This is a genomic window from Pseudofrankia coriaricola (assembly GCF_032027725.1).
Taxonomy (GTDB): Bacteria; Actinomycetota; Actinomycetes; order Frankiales; family Frankiaceae; genus Pseudofrankia.
The window spans coordinates 26,447-40,925 of sequence record NZ_JASNFO010000093.1 but is presented as its reverse complement, the minus strand read 5'-3'; the positions used below and the strand labels follow the sequence as shown (position 1 = coordinate 40,925).

Annotated in this window: 14 protein-coding genes; 5 read left to right on the top strand and 9 right to left on the bottom strand. The window is 72.9% G+C overall.

Annotation, left to right across the window (positions count from 1 at the left end; genetic code table 11):
* Positions 1 to 103: 103 nt before the first annotated feature.
* From serS to crtI, 6 genes are all read right to left on the bottom strand, one after another.
* On the bottom strand, positions 104 to 1,366 hold the full coding sequence (gene serS, locus QOZ89_RS37770) for a serine--tRNA ligase (RefSeq protein WP_071052851.1): 1,263 nt from the start codon (positions 1,364 to 1,366) through the stop codon (positions 104 to 106).
* Positions 1,367 to 1,546: 180 nt separating this feature from the next.
* On the bottom strand, positions 1,547 to 2,515 hold the full coding sequence (locus tag QOZ89_RS37765; protein WP_071052850.1) for a phytoene/squalene synthase family protein: 969 nt from the start codon (positions 2,513 to 2,515) through the stop codon (positions 1,547 to 1,549).
* A gap of 339 nt (positions 2,516 to 2,854) precedes the next feature.
* Positions 2,855 to 3,814, bottom strand: coding sequence for a VWA domain-containing protein (locus QOZ89_RS37760; protein ID WP_312628781.1), 960 nt, complete (start codon positions 3,812 to 3,814; stop codon positions 2,855 to 2,857).
* Entirely contained in the window at positions 3,811 to 4,962 is a 1,152-nt protein-coding gene (locus tag QOZ89_RS37755) for a DUF58 domain-containing protein (protein ID WP_312628802.1), read from the bottom strand. Before QOZ89_RS37755 ends, QOZ89_RS37760 begins: the two co-directional genes overlap by 4 nt.
* A 224-nt stretch (positions 4,963 to 5,186) precedes the next feature.
* Positions 5,187 to 6,290, bottom strand: coding sequence for an AAA family ATPase (locus QOZ89_RS37750; RefSeq protein WP_071052848.1), 1,104 nt, complete (start codon positions 6,288 to 6,290; stop codon positions 5,187 to 5,189).
* A 72-nt stretch (positions 6,291 to 6,362) separates the two neighbouring features.
* The gene (crtI, locus tag QOZ89_RS37745; protein WP_071052847.1) at positions 6,363 to 7,949 is read right to left on the bottom strand and encodes a phytoene desaturase family protein; all 1,587 of its coding nucleotides are present in this window, start codon (positions 7,947 to 7,949) and stop codon (positions 6,363 to 6,365) included.
* 441 nt (positions 7,950 to 8,390) lie between these two features.
* On the opposite strand from crtI, the gene QOZ89_RS37740 reads away from it, so the two are divergent.
* On the top strand, positions 8,391 to 9,092 hold the full coding sequence (locus QOZ89_RS37740; RefSeq protein ID WP_312628777.1) for a DUF4097 family beta strand repeat-containing protein: 702 nt from the start codon (positions 8,391 to 8,393) through the stop codon (positions 9,090 to 9,092).
* Positions 9,093 to 9,363: 271 nt separating this feature from the next.
* Entirely contained in the window at positions 9,364 to 10,305 is a 942-nt protein-coding gene (gene metF, locus QOZ89_RS37735) for a methylenetetrahydrofolate reductase [NAD(P)H] (RefSeq protein WP_397428919.1), read from the top strand.
* 503 nt (positions 10,306 to 10,808) lie between these two features.
* Here the strand turns inward: metF and QOZ89_RS37730 are convergent.
* Positions 10,809 to 11,057 (bottom strand): hypothetical protein, encoded by a 249-nt coding sequence (locus tag QOZ89_RS37730; protein ID WP_071052844.1) that lies wholly within the window; start codon positions 11,055 to 11,057, stop codon positions 10,809 to 10,811.
* A 26-nt stretch (positions 11,058 to 11,083) separates the two neighbouring features.
* Between QOZ89_RS37730 and QOZ89_RS37725 the strand changes: the two genes are divergently transcribed.
* Positions 11,084 to 11,767 (top strand): CDP-alcohol phosphatidyltransferase family protein, encoded by a 684-nt coding sequence (locus QOZ89_RS37725; RefSeq protein WP_071052843.1) that lies wholly within the window; start codon positions 11,084 to 11,086, stop codon positions 11,765 to 11,767.
* 172 nt (positions 11,768 to 11,939) lie between these two features.
* Here the strand turns inward: QOZ89_RS37725 and QOZ89_RS37720 are convergent, their stop codons facing one another.
* Together QOZ89_RS37720 and QOZ89_RS37715 are read right to left on the bottom strand one after the other, a co-directional pair.
* Positions 11,940 to 12,359: a globin family protein gene (locus QOZ89_RS37720; RefSeq protein ID WP_071052842.1), complete on the bottom strand. Its 420-nt coding sequence runs from the start codon at positions 12,357 to 12,359 to the stop codon at positions 11,940 to 11,942.
* Positions 12,360 to 12,572: 213 nt separating this feature from the next.
* Positions 12,573 to 13,484 (bottom strand): helix-turn-helix transcriptional regulator, encoded by a 912-nt coding sequence (locus tag QOZ89_RS37715; RefSeq protein ID WP_071052841.1) that lies wholly within the window; start codon positions 13,482 to 13,484, stop codon positions 12,573 to 12,575.
* Positions 13,485 to 13,633: 149 nt separating this feature from the next.
* On the opposite strand from QOZ89_RS37715, the gene QOZ89_RS37710 reads away from it, so the two are divergent.
* Both QOZ89_RS37710 and QOZ89_RS37705 read left to right on the top strand, forming a co-directional pair.
* A complete protein-coding gene (locus QOZ89_RS37710; protein WP_157910601.1) occupies positions 13,634 to 13,882 on the top strand; it encodes an NmrA family NAD(P)-binding protein in 249 nt (82 codons plus the stop codon).
* 28 nt (positions 13,883 to 13,910) lie between these two features.
* Positions 13,911 to 14,444: a cupin domain-containing protein gene (locus tag QOZ89_RS37705; RefSeq protein WP_071052839.1), complete on the top strand. Its 534-nt coding sequence runs from the start codon at positions 13,911 to 13,913 to the stop codon at positions 14,442 to 14,444.
* Positions 14,445 to 14,479: the final 35 nt, after the last annotated feature.

Below are 14,479 nucleotides of genomic sequence, written 5' to 3'. Positions count from 1 at the left end.
GGAGGCACGGAGTGTCCGACGGTACCCGTCGGCGAAGTTACCGGATCTGCGGCAGGGCCCCTGCCGCGGATGGTGCGGCCCCAGCGGGGCGCCCCCAGGGGCGTCACAACGTTTCGCGGCCGCCCAGGTAGGGACGGAGTACCTCGGGCACCCGCAGGGCGCCGTCGGCCGTCTGGAAGTTCTCCAGCACGGCGGCGAGCAGCCGGGGGGTGGCGACCGCGGTGTTGTTCAGGGTGTAGGCGAAGTGGACCTCGCCGCCCGCGGTCCGGTAGCGCACGTTCGCCCGCCGCGCCTGCCAGTCCTTCAGCGACGAACAGCTGTGCGTCTCCCGGAACAGCCCGAGCGACGGGAACCAGGTGTTGATGTCGTTCATCCGATACTTGCCGACGCCCATGTCGCCGGTGGCGCACTCGACGACCTCATACGCCAGCCCCAGGGCCTGCAGGATCGACTCGGCGGTGCCGAGCAGCTCCGCGTGCCAGCGGTCCGACTCGTCCTGGTCGTCGGCGCAGATGACGAACTGCTCGACCTTCTCGAACTGGTGGACGCGCAGCAGCCCGCGCACGTCCCGGCTCGCGCTGCCGATCTCCCGGCGGAAGCACGGCGAGATGCCCGCGTACCGGATCGGCAGCCGGGAGGCGTCGAGGATCTCGCCGGCGTGCAGGCCGACCAGCGACACCTCGGCGGTACCGGCGAGGAAGGCGTCGTCGGCCGGGATCTCGTAGATCTCGGCGCGGCCCTTCGGCAGCATGCCGGTGCCGACCAGCGGGGCTTCCTTGACCAACGAGGGCACTGACATCAGCCGGAAGCCGCTGCCGTGCAGCAGGTCGAGGGCGTACGAGTGCAGCGCCCGCTCCAACAGCACCGCGTCGCCGCACAGCACGTAGGCGCGCTCACCAGCGACCCGCCGCGCCCGGGCGAACTCGGCCCAGCCGCGCTTCTCGGCGAGGTCGACGTGGTCGAGCGGGGTGAAGTCGAACTCAGGCGGGGTGCCCCAGGTGCGCACGACCGTGTTCGCGGACTCGTCCGCGCCGACCGGCGCACCCTCCCACGGGATGGTCGGCGTCGCCAGCATCAGCTCGTTCAGCCGGGCGCTGGTCGCGGACAGCTGCTCGCGCAGCTCCTGCAGCTGCTTGTCGAAGGTGGTGCTCTCGGCGCGCAGCTCGGCCTTGCGGACCTCGTCGGCCTTGGCGAACTCCTTGGAGAAGGACTTGCGGCGGGCCTGCGCCGTGTCGACCTCGAACTGCAGCTTGCGGTTGTCCTGGTCGAGCTGGAGCAGCTCGTCGACGTCAAGGTCGAGCCCCTTGACGCGCACCGCCTGCTTCACGACGTCCGGGTTCTCCCGGATGAAGCGCTTGTCGAGCATCGAGTCCCGTCGTTCCTGAATGAGATTGGGGCCGGCGCTTTCCCCGGCGGCGTTCGATCGACAGCCGCGCGGCCGAGCCGGTACCTAGATGACGCGTCTAGGTACCGGCCACGCTATCAGTGGAACATCGACGCCATCCGCGCCTGTGGGTGATCGAGCGGATCGTTTCCGTGGGGAGTTCTAGCGCTGCCGCGGCACGAGGCGGCGGCTCTGGCTGCGTAGCAGGGCGCCGCCGGCGACGGAGAGCCGGCGCGGCGTGCTCACGGCGACCCGGCGGGACAGCACCTGGTAGTCGGCCTTCTCGATCTCGTCGAGGATGCCGCCGTAGAGGCGGGCCGCCGTCCAGACGCAGTCGCGCGAGGTCGGGTGCAGCAGCCGGATGCCGGGAGTGGCGCCGCGCAGCAGCTCACGCGCCCGGCCGATCTCGTGGCACAGCAGCCGGCGCACGGCGCCGTCGACCACCCCGGTCGCGAGCTTCTCCCGGGTGACGCCGAACAGGTCCATCGACTCGCGCGGCAGGTAGACCCGGCCGCGGCGCAGGTCCTCGCCGACGTCGCGCAGAAAGTTGATCAGCTGGAAGGCGGTGCCGAGGTCGCCGGCGTACGGGGCCGCGGCGGGGGAGGAGGGCCCCAGGACCGGCAGCATCTGCAGGCCGATGACGGTGCCCGAGCCGTAGACATAGGTCATCAGGTCGTCGAACGTGTCGTAGCCGGTGACGGTGAGGTCCATCGCCATCGACGCGAGGAACGAGTCGAAGTAGCCGACGGGCAGGTCCCAGCGGCGGATCGTGTGGATGACGGCCGGCAGCACCGACACGTCGTCCCGGTCGGGATGCCGTGCGCGATCGGCGGGCCCGGCGTCCGCGCCGCGGCGCAGGGTGTCGACCAGACGGCCGCCCCAGTCGGCGAGCCAGGCGGCCCGCTCGGCGGCCGGCAGCTGGGAGTCCAGGCTGTCGACGATGTCGTCGGCGTACCGTGCGAACCCGTAGAGGGCGTGCACATACGGCCGCTTCCATGCCGGGAGCAGAAGGGTCGCCAGATAGTAGGTGCGGCCGTGTTCGACGTTGAGCTTGCGCGCGGCGGCGTAGGAGCGGCGCAGTATCGGCTCCGCGGCGATCGCGGCCAACTCGGCGTCCTGGGCGACGCTCACGGCTTGCCCCACCGATCTGCCAGATTCCTCGACAACCTTGGTTCCGTGAGTCCGACGCGGGACTGGCTACAGGGCAGATCGCCGGGGACCCCCGCCCCCGACGCTACGGCCTGCCCCACCAATTCGCCAATGTCCGACCAGGCGTGATTCCGTGAGTCTGGCGTGGAGATGGATCGGGAGACGAATCGCGGACCTTCCAGATCGCCGAACTCCCAGATCGCTAACCTCCCAGATCGGCTCCGCCGATCCGCAGGGACCCTGTCGCCGATCCGGCAGGGACCCCGGGGACCCCTGCCCCGGGCAAGGCGCTCGCCTGAACCGCTGGCCCTGCTCGCGGGTTCAGGGGAGCCGGCGGCCGAAGGCGAGGCCGAGGGCGCCGGCGGCCAGCCCGAGCGCGAGGCTGGCGCCGACGAAGGCAGGGGTGATCTCGCGGAACTCCTTGCGGTAGCCGATCGAGCTGCCCAGGCCCTTGTACACCGAGGTGAGCTCGTCGCCCGAGGTGGCCCGGTGGTGCGAGCCGCCGGTCTGCTCGGCGATCTGGCGCAGCGCGGGCTCGTTCACCGGCACCGGGATCAGCTGCCCGCCGACGTCGAGCGTGCCGCCGGCGGTGCCGTAGGCGATCGTGTCGACGGTGACGTGCGCGTCCTTGGCCGCCTGGCCGGCCTGGGTGTTGGGCCGGCCCCTGGTCGTCTCCCCGTCGGAGAGCAGCACGATCGCCGCCGGCGGCGGGGACTGGCCGGCGTCGGACAGGCGCTCACCCGCGGCGCTGATCGCCTGCAGCGACGCGTAGATGCCCTCGCCGATCGCGGTCGCCGGGCCGAGCTGCAGGCCGTTGATCGCCGAGCGGATCGCCTCCCGGTCGGTGCTCGGCGGCACCAGCACCGCGGCGCTGCCGGAGAACGACACGAGCCCCAAGTTGATCCTGGGCGGCAGCTGGTCGACGAACGCCTGGGCGCCCTGCTTGGCCGCCGCCAGTCGGTTCGGGGCGATGTCGGTGGCCGCCATCGAGTTCGACACGTCGATCGCGAGCATGATCGTGGCCCGTTCCCGTGGCACCCGCTGCGTCTTGGCCGGGCGGGCGAGCGCGAAGACCATCCCGGTGAGCGCGAGCAGCATGAGCGCGGCCGGGATGTGCCGGCGCCACCACCGCGGCCGCATCGGCAGCACCGAGGCGAGCGTGGAGGCGGACGCGAGCCGGGCCGCGTAGCCGCGGCGGCGGACCGAGACGACGATGTGCCAGGCGAGCAGCGCCGCGACGGCGAACAGCAGCCACAGCCATTGGGCGGACAGGAAGCTCATGTCGTCGTATCGCCTGTTCGGATCGGGCGGACCGTGGCCGCCGGGCGGTGCTGGCCGGCCGCCTGCCTGGCGGCGCGTGCCCTGGCGGCGCCCCCGCCCCCGCCAGCTCCGCGCAGCGCGGCCTGCCCTCGACGGCTCGCCGCCGCGTACCGGGCGATCTCGATCAGCCAGTCCGTGTCGGTGCGCAGGCGCAGGTGCGCCGCGCCGGCGCCGCGCAGCGCCGCGGCCACCTCGTCGCGGTGGCGGGTCGCGGCCGCCTCGTAGCGCTCGCGGAAGCGGCGCGAGTGGGTGGGCAGGTCGAACAGGTCGCCCGTCTCTGGGTCGACGACGGCGAGCGGCCCCACGTTGGGCAGCGCCAGCTCCAGCGGGTCGACGATCTCGACGGCGAGCATGTCGTGCCGGCCGGCGAGCGCCCGCAGCGGGCGTGCCCAGCTCAGGTCGACGGACAGGAAGTCGGACACCACGACCACCAGCCCGCGCCGACGTACCGGCCGGCGCAGCGCCTCGAGCGCCGCCGCGAGGTCGGTGCCCGTCCGGCGGCTCCCCGGCGCCGCGGGACGTCGCGCGTGAGGCGCCTGCTGGTGTGCGGGGGCCGCCGGCTGGCCGGCGAACCGGGACGCCTGGGCGGCGTCGGGCGCGCGGCGCCCGAACGTGCCCCGTCCCGGCGGCACGGCGGCGGAGGGCTCGATGGCCAGCAGGGTGCGCAGCAGCGCGCGCAGGCCGGCGCGGCCGGGTCTTGCCGGGATCACCCGGGTGCCGGTGTCGGTGAGCGCGACCGCGCCCATCCGGTTGCCGGTCCGCGCGGTCAGGAAGCCGACGGCGGCGGTGGCGGCGATCGCGAGCTCGCGCTTCTCGCAGCGGGCGCTGCCGAAGCTCTGGCTCGCGGTCAGGTCGACCAGTGCCCAGGTCTCCAGCTCGCGGTCGGCGATCAGGTCGTGCACATGCGGGACGGTCGTGCGGGCGGTGACCGCCCAGTCCATCCTGCGGACGTCGTCGCCGAACTGGTACTCGCGGCTCTCGGACTTCTCGCTGCCCTGCCCGGGCAGGATTCCGAGGTAGTCGCCGAGCAGCAGCCCGTCGAGCCGGCGCAGCACGGTCAGCTCCAGGTGGCGAAGCGTCCGCTCCACCACCGGATCGGTGGCCCGCATGTGTGGCCGCCCGTCAGGCCCGGCCGCCCCGCCGGTGCCGTCGGGGCTAGTGGTCCCGGCCGGCGCGCGCGTGGCCGTCCCGGCTGCCGTGCCGGTGCCCGGCGCGGTCCCGGCCCACGGCCGGCCGATGCCCGGCACGGGCGGCGAGCCGTCCCACGGCGACGAGCCGCCGGAGACCCCGGCGGTGAACCGGGCACGCCAGCCCATGCCCGGCCGGGGGTCGGTCATGCCGGCCGGTCCTCGTCCTGGTACTCGGGAAAGCCGGAGCTGACGTTCGGGGACCAGCGGCCGCTGGCGCCGACCGGGACACGCGCCCCTGCCTGCTGACGGGGGGCGATCTGCGGAGCCGGTATGCCGGCGACGATGCGGGCGGCGATCTCGTCGGAGCTCAGGCCGTCGGCGAGCGCGTCGTAGGAGAGCACGAGCCGGTGCGGCAGGACGTCGAGCGTGACCGCGCGCACGTCGTCCGGCACGGTGTAGTCCCGACCGCGCAGCAGCGCGAGCGCCCGCGCGGCCGCGATCAGGCCGAGCGAGGCGCGCGGCGACGCGCCGTAGGTGAGCAGGCCCGCGAGGTCGGGCAGGCCGTGCGCCTCCGGCGCGCGGCTCGCCAGCACCAGCCGGACGGCATAGTCCATGATCGCGTGGTGGACGAAAACGTCGTCGGCCCGCTCCTGTAGACGCACCAGCGTCTTCGGGTCGAGCACCCGGTCGGCCTTCGGGGGGCGCACTCCCATCCGCCGGACGATCTCCAGCTCCTCGCCCGCCGTGGGGTACGGGACGTTGACCTTCATCAGGAAGCGGTCGCGCTGCGCCTCGGGCAGCGGGTAGACGCCCTCGGACTCGATCGGGTTCTGGGTGGCCAGCACCAGGAACGGGACCGGCAGCCGGTGGGTGACGCCGCCGAGCGAGACCTGCTTCTCCGACATGACCTCCAGCAGCGCCGACTGCACCTTCGCCGGCGCCCGGTTGATCTCGTCGGCCAGGACGAAGTTCGCGAAGATCGGGCCAAGCTCGATGTCGAACGTCTCACGGCTGGCCCGGTAGACCCGTGTACCGACGATGTCGGACGGGACCAGGTCATTGGTGAACTGGATGCGCACGAAGCTGCCGCCCACGACGTCGGCCAGCGTCTGCACGGCCAGCGTCTTCGCCACGCCCGGCACGCCCTCCAGCAGGCAGTGCCCGCGCGCCAGCAGCGCGACCAGCATCCGTTCGACCATGCGGTCCTGGCCGACGATGACCTTCTTCACCTCGAACAGCGCGCGTTCCAGCAGCGCCGCGTCGCTGGTCGTGTCCGGTGCGGTCAGCGCCTCCTCCCGATCTTCCATGGGCTCATTCTCCCAGCCGTGCCGGGAAACCGGCAGGGAAAGCCGAGGCTCGGCCGGGCTCGTCCCGTTTGTTTACGGTTTCTTAAGGCGGTTACGGTTTCTTAAGGCGGTTAGGGGCGCGCGTGTACTGACCGGGAGTAGCCGGGCGCCGCGGCTCCCGATGACACGTTCCGCCGCCAGCCGCCCGGAGATCAACACCATCGGCACGCCGACGCCCGGGCGGGTGCCGCTGCCGGCGAACACGACGTTCTCCAGGCCGGGAGCCAGGTTTCCGGGCCGGAACGGGCCGGTCTGCCGGAAGGTGTGCGCCGCCGCGAACGGCGCGCCGGCGGTCATCCCGCGCGCCTGCCAGTCCGCCGGCGTGGTGATCGACTCCACCGCCACCGAAGCGCCAAAACCCCGGTATCCCCGGCTCTCCAGGGCCGCAACCACCTCTTCGCGGTAACGCGGGCCAATCACCGACCAGTCCAGCCCCGCACCCGTCACCGTGTTCGGCGTCGGGAACAGCACGTGGAACGCGTGCCCGCCCGCCGGCGCGAGCGCGGGCTGGGTCACCGACGGGACGCTCACCAGGAACGACGGGTCGGTCATCAGGTCGCCCCGCCCGATGATCTCGGCGAACGTCCGGCGCCAGGCCTGGCCGAAGTGGATCGTGTGCTGGGCGGCGGTGTCCGGGCGGCCGGCGTCGGGGTGGGCGGCGGCGCTCGCGCCCGCGAGCAGCAGGAAGCACGACGGCGAGTAGCGCAGCCGGGTCAGCCGCGCCGGCGCCACGGCCGGCGGCAGCAGCTCCCGGTAGGCGGTCGGTAGGTCGGGGTTGAGTACCACCACGTCGGCGGCGACCCGCTCGCCGTCGGCGGTACGCACCGCCACCGCCCGCCCGGCCCGGACCTCCACCTCGGTGACCGCGGTGCCGTAGCGCAGCGTCACGCCGTGCTTAGCCGCGGCGGCCGCCATCGCCGTCGGCACCGCGTGCATCCCGCCCTCGGCGTGGAACACGCCCGCCACCGAGTCCATATAGGAGATCACCGCATAGACCCCGAGCGCCTGGCTCGGCGCGAGGCCGGCGTACATCGCCTGGAACGAGAACAGCCGGCGGGTCCGCGGGTCGCGCAGGTGGGCGCCGACCAGCCGGTCGAGGCGGCGGAAGGCCCCGAGCGCGGCCAGGCGCGCGAGCGACGGGCGCAGCAGCGCCAGCGGCGAGTCGAGCTGGGCGTCGATGAAGCCGTGCATCTCGGCCCGGTAGATCGCGCTCACCAGCTCGACGAAACGCCGGTAGCCGGCGGCCTCCGCCGGGCCGCACAGCGCCTCGATGCCGGCGGCCGTCGCCTCAGGGTCGGCCCGGACGTCAAGCGTCGACCCGTCGGCGAAGCGCGCCCGGTACATCGGGTCGAGGGGGCGCAGCGTCAGCCAGTCGGCGAGGTCCTCGCCGACGGCGGCGAACGCGTCGGCGACCAGGTCCGGCATCGTCAGCACGGTCGGGCCGGTGTCGAACTGGTAGCCGCCGGCGCGCCACACCCCGGCCCGACCGCCGGGGACGTCCGCCCGCTCCAGCACGGTCACCCGCCGGCCGGCTCCTGCCAGCCGCAGCGCGGCGGACAGCCCGCCCAGACCCGCGCCGACCACCACCACGTGGTCCGTCGGCCCGGTCACCGTCCGCACGCCGCCTCCTGTGACATTGGTTCGCTCCGTGCGGGCACGGCACTACGGCCCCTTACTCGCTTCGCTCCCAAGGGACCTCCGCGCCGTGTCCTCCTCCGCGAACGAGCGCTGCGGCGACCTCCGCTGCGGCCCAACCACGTTCGCTTCGCTCCGTGGCCGGGCCTCCGCGGAGGCGCGCCTCCGCGCCGCACGGTCACCTACCGATTGAACGTCATCAATCGATGACCAGCCCCGTCCGGTGCGAGGCCGTATCGCTTTGCTCGTGGCGGGGCCTCCGCGGAGGGCATACATTCGCTCCCGGCTTGCTCGCCTGTCGCTGTAACGTCGGCAATCTGAGTCTCAACTCGCGCGGGGCCGCCTCGCTTCGCTCGTGGCCGGGGCTCCGTGGAGGCGCGCCTCCACGCATCCGTCCCCTATCCATACCTGTATGGAGCTTCCGTCGTGTCCGGTCCCGTCGGCAACGCGCTCGTGGTGGTCCTCGGTGCCGTGCTGCTGGCGCTCGCCGCCGGCGGGCTGCGGCTGCTGCGCCGCCCGCCGATGTCCGCCGTGCGCACGGTCGAGGGGGTGCGCGCCGTCGAGGTCCGTCTCGCCGCCGGCCGGGTGGAGATCGGCGAGGAGGACCGTGCCGACGCGCGGGTCGATCTGACGGTACGTCGCCGGGTGGGCCGGGCCCTGCCCCGGCTGACGGTGGCCGACGGGACGCTGCGCCTGGACGGCGAGGCGAGCGAGGCTCGGCTGCGGCTGCGGCTGCCGCGCGCGACGCCGGCGCGTGTCGAGCTGCGCTCCGGTGAGATCAGCATGTGGGGCTCGGCGGGGGACCTGGTGCTCGTCACCGAGACGGCGACCATCGCCGCGCGCGAGCTGTCCGGAGCGGCGGTGACCGCGCGCAGCGCGGCCGGGGACATCAGCCTGCACTTCACCGGCCAGCCGCGGCGACTCGCGATCACCGGCGGCCCTGGCGCGATCACCGTCGTGCTGCCGGACGGCCGATACGCGGTCGAGGTCGAGTCCGCGGACCCGGCGAGCCCGGCGCGCGTCGACGTCGACTCCGACCCGGACGCGCCGAGCACCGTCCTGGTACGCAGCCACGGGGGCCCGGTCCGCGTCGGCACCCCCGCCGCCGGCGGCACCCGCCAGATCTGAGTTGTAGGCAGCGCGCTCCGGCGCCGTCTTGGATTGGTGACGTTCAAGCGGTTCGTGACCGAGCTGGGCGCGGAGGCGCGCCTCCGCGGAGGCCCGGCCACGAGCGACGGGGTCCCTGCGGAATCGGCGAAGCCGATTCCGGAGGTCGTGACGTGGTTGGGCCGCAGCGGAGGTCGCCGTAGCGCACGTGAGCGCAGGAGGACGGCGCGAACCATCAACACAGCGGCGGGGTGGTTCTGGAAGTGGCACGCGCCGCCGCTACGCTCATTACATGACAGCGGTGGGGAGCGCTCCCGTGACCTTGCCTCCGAGGACACAACCTCCCGCGGCGGAGCGCCCTAGGACGGTGCGGGACTTCCTCGACGCCGGTGAGATCTCGTACTCGTTCGAGTTCTTCCCGCCGAAGACCGCGGACGGCGAGCGCGCGCTGTGGCGGGCGCTGCGCGAGATCGAGGCGCTGCACCCGTCGTTCGTCTCCGTGACCTACGGCGCCGGCGGGTCCACCCGCGACGGCACGATCCGGGTCACCGAGCAGATCGCCACCGACACGACGCTGACCCCGATCGGGCACCTGACGGCGGTGAACCACTCCGTCGCCGAGCTGCGCCAGGTGATCGGCAACTACGCCGGCGCCGGGGTGTGCAACGTGATGGCGCTGCGCGGCGACCCGCCGGGCAACCCGCAGGGCGAGTGGGTCGCCCACCCGGAGGGGCTGCGCTACTCGAGCGAGCTCGTCGAGCTGGTGAAGTCGCTCGGCGACTTCTGCGTCGGTGTCGCCGCGTTCCCGGACAAGCACCCGCGCTCGCCAGACCTGGAGAGCGACGCGGACTTCCTGGTCGGCAAGTTCAACGCCGGCGCCGACTACGCGATCACCCAGTTCTTCTTCGGCGCCGACAACTATTTCCGGCTCGTCGAACGGGTCCGCGCGCGGGGCTGCGAGGCGCCGATCATCCCAGGCATCATGCCGGTGACCAACGTCGCGCAGATCGAGCGGATGGCCCTGCTGTCAGGCGCAGACCTCCCCACCGACCTCGTCACGCGGCTGCACGCCGCGGCCGACGACCCGGCGGCGGTGCGGGCGATCGGTATCGAGGTGGCCGTCGACCTGTCCGAGCGGCTGCTCGCGGGCGGCGCCCCCGGCCTGCACTTCATCACCCTGAACCGGTCCAGCGCGACCCGCGAGGTCTGCCAAACAGTGCGGGCGAGGCGCTGAACGCGCTCGCCTCGCTATCGGGCGCTGAGCGCCCTCCCGGCGTGGTTCCGGGGCTGGCGCATGTGGGGGTGGCCAGCCTCTTTCAGGGCAGGTGAGGTGGCTGGGTTGATGCAGCGCTAGTGGCGCCGTCACCGGCTGTGGTCGGGTTACCTCTATGCCTTAGGTGGGGCTGGGCGCGCTCGCCTCGGTGTCGAGGCGAGGCGCTGGGCGCGCTCGCCTCGTGTCGGGCGCTGGGCGCCCTCCCCGCGTGGTTCCGGGGTCGGCGCGTATGGGGGTGGCCAGCCTCTTTCAGGGCAGGTGAGGTGGCTGGGTTGATGCAGCGCTAATGGCGCCGTCACCGGCTGTGGTCGGGTTACCTCTATGCCTTAGGTGGGGTGTGCTGGGCGCGCTCGCCTCGGTGTCGAGGCGAGGCGCTGGGCGCGCTCGCCTCGTGTCGGGCGCTGGGCGCCCTTTTCGCGTGGTTCCGGGGTGGCGCATGTGGCGGTGGCCAGCCTCTTTCTGGGCTAGTCCTGGTCCTCGTAGGCGTCGAAGACGCACAGGAGATATTCGTCGCGCAGTGGCTGCTCGCGGACGAGGGCGAACCCCGTCTCGTTCGCGGCGTCCACGACGGCCATCACCAGGTTCAGGTCGAGCGTGCCGAAGACGGGCGTGATCCTGACCGCGAGCACCACCTGGTCGCGGTTCGTGTTGAAGAACTCGGCCGGGTCAAGGTCGTCGGGGCTTTCGACGACGCCCGAAATCTGCTCGCTCACGCGGGGAACTCTACGGGGAGGCGACGATGGGCCGCGTGCGTACCCCCATGCCCGGACAAATCGACTACTTCACTGCGTGGGCGGTGACGCACGGTGGCTACGACCCGGCTACGGGGGGAGCGCTCGTCCGCGGCTGGCTGACCGTGACCTACCTGCTGGCCCGGCCGCTGGCCGCAGCCCGGACTCCACCGGCGGCCGTGACGGCCGCCGCGACGGCCGTGACGGCCCTTGCGCTGCCCGCCGTGGCGGCCAGCGGCCGCTGGCCGCTTCTGGCGGCGCTCGTCGTGGCCGTGAGCGGCCTGCTGGACAATCTCGACGGCGCGGTGGCGATCCTGCGCGCACGGGTGAGCGCCACCGGCTTCGTGCTGGACTCGGTGGCCGACCGGGTCGCCGACATGCTCTACCTGGTCGCGCTGTGGCTGCTCGGCGCGCCGGGCTGGCTCGCCGTCGCCGCCGGCACTGCCATGGGCCTGCTGGAGTACACCCGTGCCCGCGCCGGAAACGCCGGCTTCGGCGAGATCGGCGTCGTCACCGTGGGGGAGCGGCCCACTCGCGTGATCATCACCGCCATGGGGCTGCTCGCCGCCGGCGTCCTGCCGTCCCTGCGCGGCCCGGCGGCCGTCGCCGCGGCCGCTGCCACCCTTGCCGTCGCCGTCATCGGCCTCGGCCAGCTCACCGCCGTCCTCCGCCGCGTCCTGCGCGGCCGTTAGTGCTTCTGGGGACGGGGGCCTCCGGAGGTGCGGAGGAGGAGCATTGCGCACCTCCTTTGGCCCTCTAGGCCCGTCTTCCGCACATGGGTCCGTGACCTGCGGCGATGCATCGATTGATCAACATTGTCAGGCCGCTGACCTGCGGTGATGCGCTTATGTGCGGAGAACAGGTCTAGGCGGCGGCCGCCTCGTGGGCCGCGCTCTTCATCGTGTCGGCGAGCAGGATGTAGGCGTTCGTCCAGGCGTCCCGCACCGGTGGGGTGAAGGCATCCCCGAGGCCTTCGGCGAGGGTGGCCAGCAGAGCGGCGGCGACCGTGTCGTAGTGCGCGTCGGTGACGCCGTAGCCAGCGTGCCGCACGCCGAGGGATCGCACCGCTGGCACGATCGAGTCGAGCCGGGACAGGCCGTTCACGGCCACGGCCAGCATGTGCATGAGCTTGCCGCGCTGCTCCGTCAGGTCGGCCGGGAACATCGTGCGCAGGGCGGGGTCGAGCTCGAACAGCCGGGTGTAGAACAGGGCGGCGACCGCGTCGGACGCCGGCGCGACGGCGCCGAACGTCTCCTGGACCAGCCGGATCTCCTCAGGGCTCATGATCTCCTGCTTTGGGACGGGCGTTTGTCGGGTCACACGTCGTCGGGTGGCCCCTGCCGACGCCCAGTGCACTGCGATCCCGTTACGGCACGCACCGTCAGGAGTCTCAGGCCCGTGAATGTCCTCTCACAGTGGGCCACTCGCCGATGTGAGACCCGAGCGCTCGGCACCGGAAGCTGACCACACGGCGGCCACGCGACCGCCCCGAGATCGCTATGCCGGTATGTCGGCGGCTGGCCCGTCGCCGCCGGCCGGCCGGGCCGGTGGCGCGAGAACGGCCTGGGCGCGGCGGGTGTCCTCGGCGCCGGCCGGGACCTGCAGGACGAGGAGCAGGTCCGGATGCTCGACCGGCCGCAGCTGGAACAGGTCAAGGGTGATCCGGCCAGCCATCGGATGGTTGATCACGATGGTCGCCGGTCTGAAGCCGCGCACCGGGTAGCTCGCCCACCACTGCCGGAACTCGGGGCTGGCGTCGGTGAGCGCCGAGACCAGCTCGGTGAAGCGCGGATCGTCGGGCTGGCGGCCGGCGGCGGCGCGGAACTGGCCGAGCACCGCGCGCGCGGCTGGCTCCCAGCCCGCCATTCGCCGCCGGTTCTCGGGATCGGTGAACATCATCCACAGCAGGTTGCGCCGCGGCGGTGGCATCGAGCCCGGGTCATGCCGCAGGCGGACGTAGGCGTCGTTCCACGCGATGAAGTCGTAATGCCGGTCATAGAGGGAGGCGGCGTTCGGGGCGGCCGCGTCGACGAGGCGCCGCAGCCGGGGTGTCGCCGTCTCGGCGGGGGTCGTCACGGGTGGCATCGGCAGGTCGGCGAGAGCCCGCAGGTGGCGATGCTGGTCGGGATCCAGCCGCAGCGCGCGGCCGAGCGCGTCGACGACCTGGTCCGACGCCGGAATCGGCCGGCCCTGTTCCAGCCAGGTGTACCAGGTGAGGGACATGCTTGCCAGCTCGGCGACCTCCTCGCGGCGCAGGCCGGGGGTGCGGCGCCGGCCGTGGCCGGACGGCAGGCCGACATCGGCCGGCCGCAGCCGCGCGCGCTGGCTGCGCAGGAACACGGCGAGCTCGGCGCGTCGGGCCGCCGCCGGTGACTGCCCCTGATCGGCGGCTGGCCCATCGGTCGTCATCTATGACCACCCGTAGATGTCTGGCCCCTTTGCCGCTTTGCTCCGAGCCCGTTCAGCCGACGTCCTCTCCGCCTGATGCCATTTTGTCGCCATTGCCTGGTGGCAATCGCACCAGGCTGAGAACAGCCCGGAGACCTATCGTTCCGGACATGACGGATGGATCCCAGCCAATTCTGGTGATCGGCGCGACGGGCCAGCAAGGCGGCGCCGTGGCGCGCGCGCTGCTGGAGCGAGGCCGGACGGTGCACGCCCTGGTCCGCGACCCGGACCGGCCGGCGGCGCGCGAGCTGCGGGACGCCGGAGCGGTGGTGGTCACCGGTGACCTCGACGACCGCGCGGCGATGACCGACACGCCGGCGGTCTTCCTCGCGCTGACCATGATGACCGGCCCCCGGTGACCGACGCGAGCGGCGAAGGGGTGGTGGCATGACCGATGGGCTTGTCCTGCCGCCCGGTGCGGGCCGGCGCTTCCAGTCGGCGGGGATGACACTGAAGATCGGCGCCGAGGTCTCGGCGTGCTGGTCGGTGTTCGAGGCCGACGTGCCACCGGGCTTCGACGTCGGAGCGCACCGACACGGCGCCGCCGAGGAGATCTTCTACATCCTCGACGGCGAGCTCGACCTGCTCGCGTTCGAGCCGCTCGTGCGGACCGCCGGGGACTGGCAGCGCTGGGAGGGCGCCGACGGCCAGAAGATCGCCCGCGGCGGGCCCGGAAGCCTGATGCACGTCCCGCCGGGCTGCCCGCACGCCTTCGCGAACCCCGGCTCGGCACCGGCCCGGATGCTGTTCGTGGTCGCCCCGTCCGGGCACGAGCTCTACATGCGGGAGCTGGGCGAGCTGCTGACGGCCGGCGGCCCGCCCGACCCGGCCGAGATCGTCGCCCTGCGCGCCCGCCACGACATCGAGCAGCTCACCCCCCTCATCCCTGGCCTCCCCGTCCAGCCCGTCTCCGGCGGCTGACTTTTCCGGGAGTGTCTCCTAGTGCTGACTGGAAA

Coding starts and splice junctions, on each gene's coding strand:
- serS (WP_071052851.1), bottom strand. CDS start 1,366: ATGCTCGACAAGCGCTTCATCCGGGAGAACCCGGACGTCGTGAAGCAG.
- QOZ89_RS37760 (WP_312628781.1), bottom strand. CDS start 3,814: ATGAGCTTCCTGTCCGCCCAATGGCTGTGGCTGCTGTTCGCCGTCGCG.
- QOZ89_RS37755 (WP_312628802.1), bottom strand. CDS start 4,962: ATGCGGGCCACCGATCCGGTGGTGGAGCGGACGCTTCGCCACCTGGAG.
- QOZ89_RS37750 (WP_071052848.1), bottom strand. CDS start 6,290: ATGGAAGATCGGGAGGAGGCGCTGACCGCACCGGACACGACCAGCGAC.
- metF (WP_397428919.1), top strand. CDS start 9,364: ATGACAGCGGTGGGGAGCGCTCCCGTGACCTTGCCTCCGAGGACACAA.
- QOZ89_RS37725 (WP_071052843.1), top strand. CDS start 11,084: ATGGGCCGCGTGCGTACCCCCATGCCCGGACAAATCGACTACTTCACT.
- QOZ89_RS37720 (WP_071052842.1), bottom strand. CDS start 12,359: ATGAGCCCTGAGGAGATCCGGCTGGTCCAGGAGACGTTCGGCGCCGTC.
- QOZ89_RS37715 (WP_071052841.1), bottom strand. CDS start 13,484: ATGACGACCGATGGGCCAGCCGCCGATCAGGGGCAGTCACCGGCGGCG.
- QOZ89_RS37710 (WP_157910601.1), top strand. CDS start 13,634: ATGACGGATGGATCCCAGCCAATTCTGGTGATCGGCGCGACGGGCCAG.
- QOZ89_RS37705 (WP_071052839.1), top strand. CDS start 13,911: ATGACCGATGGGCTTGTCCTGCCGCCCGGTGCGGGCCGGCGCTTCCAG.